9 protein-coding genes and 1 pseudogene are annotated in these 8,542 nt (G+C 68.0%); 5 read left to right on the forward strand and 5 right to left on the reverse strand.

Annotated elements, in window-relative coordinates; genetic code table 11:
* Positions 1-129: 129 nt before the first annotated feature.
* The 3 genes from FKV24_RS17525 (at position 130) to FKV24_RS19390 (ending at position 1,710) form a co-directional block, all read left to right on the forward strand.
* Positions 130-864: an RHS repeat-associated core domain-containing protein gene (locus FKV24_RS17525; protein ID WP_249041083.1), complete on the forward strand. Its 735-nt coding sequence runs from the start codon at positions 130-132 to the stop codon at positions 862-864.
* On the forward strand, positions 861-1,352 hold the full coding sequence (locus FKV24_RS17530) for an OmpA family protein (protein WP_141483303.1): 492 nt from the start codon (positions 861-863) through the stop codon (positions 1,350-1,352). The genes FKV24_RS17525 and FKV24_RS17530 overlap by 4 nt, the downstream gene beginning before the upstream one ends.
* 202 nt (positions 1,353-1,554) lie before the next feature.
* Positions 1,555-1,710: a hypothetical protein gene (locus FKV24_RS19390; RefSeq protein WP_170288364.1), complete on the forward strand. Its 156-nt coding sequence runs from the start codon at positions 1,555-1,557 to the stop codon at positions 1,708-1,710.
* 53 nt (positions 1,711-1,763) lie between these two features.
* On the opposite strand, the gene FKV24_RS17535 is transcribed toward FKV24_RS19390, so the two are convergent.
* From FKV24_RS17535 to FKV24_RS17545, 3 genes are all read right to left on the reverse strand, one after another.
* Positions 1,764-2,345, reverse strand: a complete 582-nt coding sequence (locus FKV24_RS17535) for an NUDIX hydrolase (RefSeq protein ID WP_141483304.1) — start codon at positions 2,343-2,345, stop codon at positions 1,764-1,766.
* 71 nt (positions 2,346-2,416) lie between these two features.
* Entirely contained in the window at positions 2,417-3,319 is a 903-nt protein-coding gene (locus FKV24_RS17540) for a 5'-3' exonuclease (RefSeq protein WP_141483305.1), read from the reverse strand.
* 64 nt (positions 3,320-3,383) lie between these two features.
* Entirely contained in the window at positions 3,384-4,001 is a 618-nt protein-coding gene (locus FKV24_RS17545) for a nitroreductase family protein (protein WP_141483306.1), read from the reverse strand.
* Between the two features lie 151 nt (positions 4,002-4,152).
* On the opposite strand from FKV24_RS17545, the gene FKV24_RS17550 reads away from it, so the two are divergent.
* The gene (locus FKV24_RS17550; RefSeq protein ID WP_141483307.1) at positions 4,153-6,432 is read left to right on the forward strand and encodes a DUF1631 family protein; all 2,280 of its coding nucleotides are present in this window, start codon (positions 4,153-4,155) and stop codon (positions 6,430-6,432) included.
* 156 nt (positions 6,433-6,588) lie between these two features.
* On the forward strand, positions 6,589-7,716 hold the full coding sequence (locus tag FKV24_RS17555) for an NAD(P) transhydrogenase subunit alpha (RefSeq protein WP_141483308.1): 1,128 nt from the start codon (positions 6,589-6,591) through the stop codon (positions 7,714-7,716).
* Between the two features lie 141 nt (positions 7,717-7,857).
* On the opposite strand, the gene FKV24_RS17560 is transcribed toward FKV24_RS17555, so the two are convergent.
* On the reverse strand, positions 7,858-8,340 hold the full coding sequence (locus FKV24_RS17560; protein ID WP_425481669.1) for a DUF3106 domain-containing protein: 483 nt from the start codon (positions 8,338-8,340) through the stop codon (positions 7,858-7,860).
* A 2-nt stretch (positions 8,341-8,342) separates the two neighbouring features.
* Positions 8,343-8,542 (reverse strand): annotated as a pseudogene (locus FKV24_RS19395) (hypothetical protein); the annotation flags it as partial.

Consider the following 8,542-nt stretch of genomic DNA (forward strand, 5'->3'; position numbering starts at 1 on the left):
GCTCGGTGGTGAATCGACTCTTGCGCATGTCCGTCCTCTCGGGTTGACGGACTTTACCCAGATTCGACTGGTATGGCTCAGTGGGGGCAGGTCACGACCCCGCAGGACGGCCCCGGCTACACCGGCCACGTGTTCGACGCCGCCACCGGCCTGGTCTACGCCCAGCAGCGCTACTACGACGACGATATCGGGCGGTTCCTGTCAGCTGACCCGGTGACGCCTTATGAGCAGCCGGTACAGATGTTCAACCGGTATCGATATGCGAATAACAATCCTTACCGATTCAAAGACCCAGACGGGCGCTACGTTTGCGAGGGTAATAAGACTGATTGCGATAGTTTTGATAAGGCAATCAACATGGCTAAGGAGGCTTCCACTAGCTCCAAGTTGACCTCAGAGCAAAGGGATGCACTGAGCGCAGCTGTCGAGTTCTTTGGCGAAAAAGGCAATACGGACATCAAGGTCTCGTTTGGAGATTTGAATGGGGACGCCGCTCAAATCAACACGAGTCTCGATGGAAAAGGCAGCGTCACGTTTGACTTGAAAGCTATCGCTGGAAAGAGTAGAAGCGTATCCGGTACGGTGAATGGGCTGGCGATGCGATCGCTGCATGAGGGCGATCATGGCGTGCGAATAGTGAGTCAAGGTTTTCCCGGTTCGAGATCGGACCGCTTGGATAGAGAAAAGTCCGCATATCGCGCCGAAGCTTTTTATCAAAAGGCTACAGGGTTCCTTCAGAATTCAAACAACCTTTGGGCGCCCTGGAATCCGGGTGACGGAATAAGCGAAAGCGCAATTGATGCAAGGGCCAACTTCTCAGTGATGTCCTCTTGCGCAGGATCGAACGAAGGAAGCTGTCTATGAGAGAGCGATTGTTCCTTGTTTTCCTTGCTATGGCAGTGATTTCAGCTTGTGCAATCTCATCCCCGCTCCAATCTGTTCCTGCAAGTAGCAGACAAGGCTATTTTTCTGATCCTGGTGACTTCTGGGGCGTCAACTTCAAGCCTGGCCAGCCGGTTTCAGGAGGGGCATTGTTGGAATCAGTGGCTGGTCCTTGTGATCAAGACGCGTTGGAAAATGACCTCGAGCTTCTTAAAAGGATGCCGCCGGATATTCCCTTAAGAGTTCTGGGCTTTACTGACTCGGAAGAATGCTCCGCATTGCAGTGCTATGAGTTGTCGCTACGCAGGGCGCAAGTTTTGAACGATTGGTTGCTTAGTCGTGGCGTGCCGAAGTCTCGGTTGTCTGCGCCGATGGGGTTGGGAAGTGAGAGGCCTGTCGGTGATAACCGGATGGAAGACGGGCGAGCACAGAATAGGCGTGCTTATATTAGTTACGAGGATGTTCCGTGAAGTGAGTCGCCCAGAATTCACCAAAGCAAAAGGGGGGGTCATTTATTCGCAGCTGACGTAGTCCAAATAGGCGTAACGCGTTTGGGTCTTTGCTTATGCATCAGCGTCGACCTTTTCCGAAAGTTACGATTACGGCGTCAACGGCAATGTCGCCGCGATCACCGGCGGTGCGACCGGCACCGGCCAGCGTGGCAATCGCGACATGGTCTACGACGGCCTGGACCGCCTGACCGGCACGACCTCACGGATGTTCGGCACCGCGACCTATGCCTACGACGTGCTGGACAATTTGAGCCGGGTCCGTAGCGTTCCCCGTCAAGAGGGCTGCTGGGCAGGAGACGTCTTCCGCTCGCACTGAGTGTCAACCACAGCCTGGCTAAACATCATCAGACAGGCGGAGCGCGGCGCTCTTCATTTGCTCGCCGGGCTGCCGTCCGGGTTGCGGTCGATCATCCACAAGCCCGCCCAGAGCTTGAGGTCGAGTTCGTAGCCTTCCGCCTGCCGGGCCATCAGCCATGCCGGCGCCTGCTCGCGCGCGACTTCGTGGACGATGATCGCCTCGTCGTCGACGCCGCCGCCGGCGCCGACCCGGGTCAGGCCGGTCGCGCGGACGAAGGCGATCCGCTCGTTGCTCATCCCCGAGGAGGTCGGGCCGACCAGCAGCACGTCGACGCGGGCCGGCTCCCAGCCGGTCTCCTCGATCAGTTCGCGGTGGGCGGCCGAGGCCAGGGTGTCGTCGGCATGGTCGTCGCCGACCAGGCCGGCCGGCATCTCGATCGTGCGGGCGCCGAGCGGGGCGCGGAACTGCTCGACGAAGACCACCTTGTCGTCGGGGGTGACCGCGATGATGATCACCGCCATGCCTTTGCCGTGGGTGCGCTCGGCGAACTCCCAGCGGCCGCGCCGGCTCAGCCGCAGCCACTGGCCCTCGTACAGGGTCTCGGTCGGGGGCTGGGTCGATTCGATTTCGGAGTCGTCGCTGGCGGTGTCCATGCCCCGATCCTAGCGCGTCTGCATGACGCCCCGCGAACATTTCCGTGCGCGCGGAGCGTGCCGCCTCATGCTCAGCCGGCAGTGTAGTCCAGACCGGCGGCCTCGTGCAGCCGGCGTCGGGTCAGCGGACCGAATCGCAGGGACTCGCACAGTGCCAGCAGGGTGGCGGCGTCGCCGCTGCCGCGCGCGAACTGGGGGCGGGCGCCGTTCAGCGGTGCGTCCAGCGCGATCGTGGTCAGTTGGCGGCACAGCAGTGCCTGTTCGCGGTGTTCGCGCAGTTTCTTCGCGGTGCTGGCGGCGCCACGGATGCGCAGGAACGGCACTTCGTCGATGCGCTCGAGCAGGGCGTCGAGGGTGTCGAAGTGACCCAGCAGGGCGGCGGCGGTCTTGGCGCCGATGCCGGGCACGCCGGGAATGTTGTCGATGCTGTCGCCGGTCAGCGCCAGGTAGTCGGCGATCTGGCGCGCCTCGACCCCGTGGCGGGCGGGCACGCCGGCGGCGCCCCAGCGTTGGTTGCGCGCGTAGTCCCACTGCTCGTCGCCGTCGCCGAGCAACTGCGAGAGGTCCTTGTCGGCGGAGACGATCACCGCGCGGAAGCCGTCCCCGCGGGCGGCATGGGCGGCGCTGCCGATCAGGTCGTCGGCCTCGTACTGATCGTGCGAGAGCACGTCCAGGCCGAGCGCGCCGCACAGCGTCCGGCAATGCGCGAACTGGCGCTTCAGCGTTTCCGGCGCCGGCTCGCGGTTGGCCTTGTAGGCCGGATATATCCGGTTGCGGAAACAGGAGTCCAGCGCCTCGTCGAAGGCGATCGCGATGTGCGCCGGACGGGTGCGTTCGAGCAGTTCGGCGAGGAAGCGGGCGAAGCCGTGGACCGCGTTGGTCGGCCAGCCCTCGCTGTCGCTGAATTCGTCCGGCATCGAGTGCCAGGCGCGGAACACGTACAGGCTGGCGTCGACCAGGTAGAGCTTGTTCATCGGAGCCAGTGTGCCCGAATGCCGGCTCCGGCGTCACCGGCCCGGTGCGTGCGGGAAGCGCCGCTCATGCCGCCGGTGCGCTCCATTCTTCCAGCAGGGTCGCCGGGTCGGGGCGTTCGCGCTCGGGCGCGTCCAGTCGCGGCGTGCCGATATGGATGAAGCCGGCGACGCGCTCGTCCGCGGCCAGTCCCAGCCAGCCATGCACGGTCGCGTCGTAGGCCGGCCAGCCGGTCAGCCAGGTGGCGCCGTAGCCCAGCGCCTGCGCGGCCTGCAGCAGGGCGAAACAGACACAGCCGGCGGTCAGCAGGCGCTCCTGCTCGGGAATCTTCTCATCCGGTCCGAGGCGGGCGATCACCGTCACCACCAGCGGCGCATGCGAGAAGCGTTGGCGATCCTTCTCGATCGCGGCCTCGCCGGCGCTGGCGTCGCGCTCGCGGGTCAGCGCGGCCAGGCGTTCGCCCAGCGCGTGGCGGGCCTCGCCGCGGATCGCGAGGTAGCGCCACGGCACCCGCCTGCCGTGATCGGGCACGCGGCTGGCCGAGCGCAGCATCCGCAACAAGGTGGCATCGTCGGGGGCCGGCTCGTCCAGTTGCCGGGCCGGTACCGAGCGGCGGCTGTCGAGGGCGTGGAGGGCAGGGTCGGTGCCGAATCCGGCAGCGGGTCGAGAGTCAATAGGCGACATCAGTCACAGTTCTGGAAGGTCGGACAGGGGGCCAATACGAAGTGACTCATATTGCCACTATGCTGCGATCTACGCCGGAAACCGGCGTTGTGCGTCACCGGTCGGCACCAGGGGGTGTCGACGGGGTGGCGGTCGAATAGGGGATCTGGGGATGAGTGTACCCACTCCAACGCATGCGACGCGTGGCGAACCGCTGCGCGTCCTTGAGGAGATCAAGCGGCAGGCGGTCGAGCAGCTCGGCAGCATCCCCGATGCGCTGTACCCCGGAATCGAACAGGCGTTGTCGGTGGCGTTGCAGTCCGGCGATGTCGGCCCCGGCCATTTCGAGGACCTGACCTCGCTGCGGATGTTGCGGCAGCAGGCGGCGACCTTGCTGATGCGCTATCGCCAGCAGTTGGCCAAGGGCTTCGACGACTTCCGTGGCCTGCGCGTGCGATCGCGCGGCGACCTGCCGCTGGGGCTGGTCGAGGATTCCCACCTGGCGTTCCATCTCGATGGCCAACGGGTGATCGAGGCGCTCGATGGCCGCTTCGCCGAGCCATTGCAGGTCATGCGGCAGCGTCTGCAGGCGATGGCCGAGGCGCTGGGGATGCCGGAGGTGGCGAATCCGATCGGACCGGAGCGGCTGATCGGGGCGTTCGTCGAGTCGTTCCGGGAAACCGAACCGACTCCGCACGTGCGCGAGCTGCTGTTCCGCCAGTACGAGGGCGAGTTGACGCGTCGGCTCGGCGATTTCTATGGCAGGGCCAATGCCCTGCTCGCGGCAACGGGATACGGACGCTCGGCTCCGTCGTCCCACACTTCGACGCAGCACGGCTATCGGCACGAGACGGTCGAGTCCGTGCCCTACCGGGGACAGGTGGCGATGACAGGCATGGAGGCGATGCACGGCGCAATGGGAAGGATGGAAGGGTACGGCGACGGCCACGGTGGCTCGGCGGGCGGCTACGGCGGCATGTCGGTGCCCGGCGAGGACATCGCCGATCTGCGCACGATGCTGCGGATGTGGCGCGACGGCACGTTGCAGACGCCGCAGTCGGGCGCCGGCGGCGCCGATGCCCAGTCCCGCTCCCCGGCGCCGCGACAGGAACATGGCATGGGCGCGCGGCGCGAGCTGCGCGTGGACGAGATGCTGAGCGTGGTGAGCATGCTGCAGTCCGAGCCGCCGGACGCGTTCGCGCGTGCGCTGGCCGGCCCCGGCCGCCTCGGCGCGGCGATCCGCGACCATCTCAGCGACGGTGCGCGGCGGATCGGCGTCGATCCCGACCAGACCCGCTTCAGCGCCGACGAGGAAGACGCGATCGATCTGGTCGCGCTGTTGTTCGACTCGCTGTTCCGCACCAATTCCCTGCAGGACCGTGCCCGTCGTCTGTACGGCCGGCTGGTGCTGCCCTACGTCAAGGTCGCGCTGACCGACGACGGTCTGTTCGTGCAGCGCGAGCATCCGGCGCGCAAGCTGTTGGATTCGATCACCGAGGCCTGCGAGGGCAACCAGGCGAACACGCCGCAGGAGCGCGAATTGCTCGACCGCGCCGCCGCCGCCTCGCAGCGGGTGGTCGCCGAGTACAACGAGGACGTCGCGGTGTTCGAGCTGGCGCATGCCGAGCTGGATTCGCTGCTCGGCCAGCATCGCCGCCGCAGTGCGCTGCAGGAAGAGCGGCTGGTCAAGGCGACGCTGGGCCGCGAGCGTCTGGACCAGGCGCGCGAGACCGCCGACGACGCGCTGATGAAGCGTTTGCGCACCACCCGTCTGACCCCGGCGGTCGCCGACTTCCTGGCGATGCCGTGGCGCCATCACATCGTCCAGACCCTGCTGCGCGACGAGGATCCGCAGCGTCGCGACGAAGCGATCGCACTGGGCGACGCGCTGCTGCTGGCCGACCGCCTGGCGGCCGAGAACCGCGGCCGCGAACTGGCCGATCACCTGCTGTCGATCGAACCGCTGGTGTTGCGCTGCCTGGCCAGCTCCGGGCTCGACGACAGCGCCGCCCAGCACGGTCTTGCCGGGCTGGTGCGTGCCCTGGCCTCGCCCGACGGTCCGCGTCGTGCGCAGACCGCCAAGCCGCTGGCCGGCGGCGAGACCGTCGAGTCCGGCGAGGAGCGCCGGCTGTGGCTGGCCGGTGGCACGGCCACTGTCGGCCATGCCCCCGAAGTCGCCGCGCGGATGCGCGAGCTGGCGATCGGCGACTGGGTCCGGCTCACCGACGTGCACGGCGAGATCGTCGCCGCGAAGATCGCATGGGTCAGTCCGATGACCTCGCGCTTCCTGCTGGTCAACCGGCGCGGCCTGCGGGTGCTGGTCGCCTCGGCCGAGGAGCTGGCGGTGATGCACGAGGATGGCCGTCTGGTGATCGGCTCCGAGCGCTCGGCCTTCGACGAGGCGATGCGCCGCGTCCGCGAGCGCCTGGACAACACCGCCGCCGCCGACTGAGCCGGGTTGCGGACGGCGGGCCGCTGCCCGGGCGTCGCGCCTGGCCGGCGCTTTCGCTAGGATCGCCCAGACCGGGGTCATGACGCCCCTTCGCGGAGTCCAGGCATGGCGGCAGAGACGGCAGGCAATCCGGAACAGGGTTCGACGGGCGCCGCGATGGTGGCGACGGTCGCCGCCGCGCGCGAACGCGCGCAGGGCGAGCGCCGGGTCGCGATCACTCCCGAGACCTGCCGCAAGTTCGTCGCCGCCGGCGCGAAGGTGGTGATCGAGCGCGGTGCCGGCAACGGCGCCGCCTTCACCGACGAGGCCTACGAACAGGCCGGTGCGACCCTGCTCGACGACGCCGGCGCGGTGTACGCGGCCGCCGATGTGCTGCTGTGCGTGCAGGCGCCTGAGGCCGGATCCATCGCATGCCTGCGCGAGGGCGCGGCCCTGGTGGGCCTGCTCGCGCCGCAGGCCGACCCGGCCCGCGCGCAGGCGATCCAGGCGCGCGGAATCGTCGCGTTTCCGCTGGAGCGGCTGCCGCGCACGACCCGCGCCCAGGCCATGGACGTGCTCAGCTCGCAAGCCGGCATGGCCGGCTACAAGGCGGTGCTGATCGCCGCCCAGCTGGCGCCGCGCTTCTTTCCGATGCTGACCACGGCCGCCGGCACGATCCGGCCGTCGAAGGTGTTGGTGGTCGGTGCCGGCGTGGCCGGTCTGCAGGCGATCGCGACGGCCAAGCGGCTCGGCGCCCAGGTCGAGGGTTTCGACGTGCGCCCGGAGACCCGCGAGCAGATCGAATCGCTGGGAGGGCGTTTTCTCGACCTGGGGGTCAGCGCCGCCGGCGAGGGCGGCTACGCGCGTCAGCTCACCGACGAGGAGCGCGCCGAGCAGCAAAGGCGCCTGGCCGAGCATCTCAAGGGCATCGACGTGGTCGTGTGCACCGCCGCGGTGCCGGGACGGCCGGCGCCGAAGATCGTCACCGCGGCGATGGTGGCCGGCATGCGCCCCGGCAGCGTGATCGTCGATCTTGCCGCCGAGACCGGCGGCAACTGCGAGTTGACCCGGCCCGGCGAGACCGTCGAGGCCGGTGGCGTCGCCGTGTCCGGTCCGCTGAACCTGGCCAGCAGCGGTGCGGTCCATGCCAGCGAGATGTACGCGCGCAATCTCTACAACTTCGCGCTCCTGTTCCTGGCCGATGGACGCCTGGTCGACGGACGGATCGGCTTCGATTGGGACGACGAGTTGCTGGCGAAGACGGTCTGGCCCGAACGCAACGGAGACGGTACGGCGGCCGGCTGAAGCCTGCGCGGCGCGTCTGCGCCGCTCCCGGTGAGTGACTGGCGAACGGCTTGCGCTGCGATCCCGCATGGGCGCAGGCATCACCGGCGCCGGGCGACCTCGCCGGGGTGCCGTGGTGAGCCGGTGGAGCCTTGAACGTCTTTACTCCTCCCCGCGCTGCCGCTCGACCCAGTCGCGTCGCTGCTCGGGGGTCATCTGTCGCCACTGCGCCTTCAGGGCGCTGCGCTGTTCGGGCGTCATTTCGCGCATCGCCTTGAACAGCACCCGGGTCTGCGCGCGCTGTTCGGGGTTCATGTGCTCCCAGCGATTGCGGCCGTGGCGGGCGCGGCGGCGCTGCTCGGGCGTGAGTTCCTGCCAGCGACGGGCGTGGTCGAGCATGTTCTGGCGCCGCTCCGGCTCGCTGTTCCAGCGGTCGCGGATCGGCGCGATCAGCAGCTCGCGCTGTGCCGCGGTCAGCTGGTCCCAGGCGGGAGGCGGCGGGCCGTGCGCGGGAGGCGGCGGCGGTGGGTCGCCGGCCACGGCGGCCGGTACCAGCATGCCGCCCAGAAACAGGCCGGCCAGTAGCTGGGCCAGCACGGTCTGGAGCAGCCGAGTGCGACGGGTGGGAGATACGGTGCGGGACATCGTCAGCGCTCCATCAGCGGGGGCAGGGCGTCATCGTTGGCGGCCAGCCACAGGTACAGGTCGGGATCTTCGTCGAGCGGCGCCATCACCGCCTCGACCTCGGCGGCCAGCAGCGCATCGCCGGCGTCGATACCGGCGGCGGCTCCGGCCAGCGTCGCCGGGGCTGTGGCGGCGTTGGGCGGGTCCGAGCGCAGCCAGAACA

It is taken from the genome of Marilutibacter maris (assembly GCF_006546735.2).
In the GTDB taxonomy this organism is placed as follows: domain Bacteria; phylum Pseudomonadota; class Gammaproteobacteria; order Xanthomonadales; family Xanthomonadaceae; genus Marilutibacter; species Marilutibacter maris.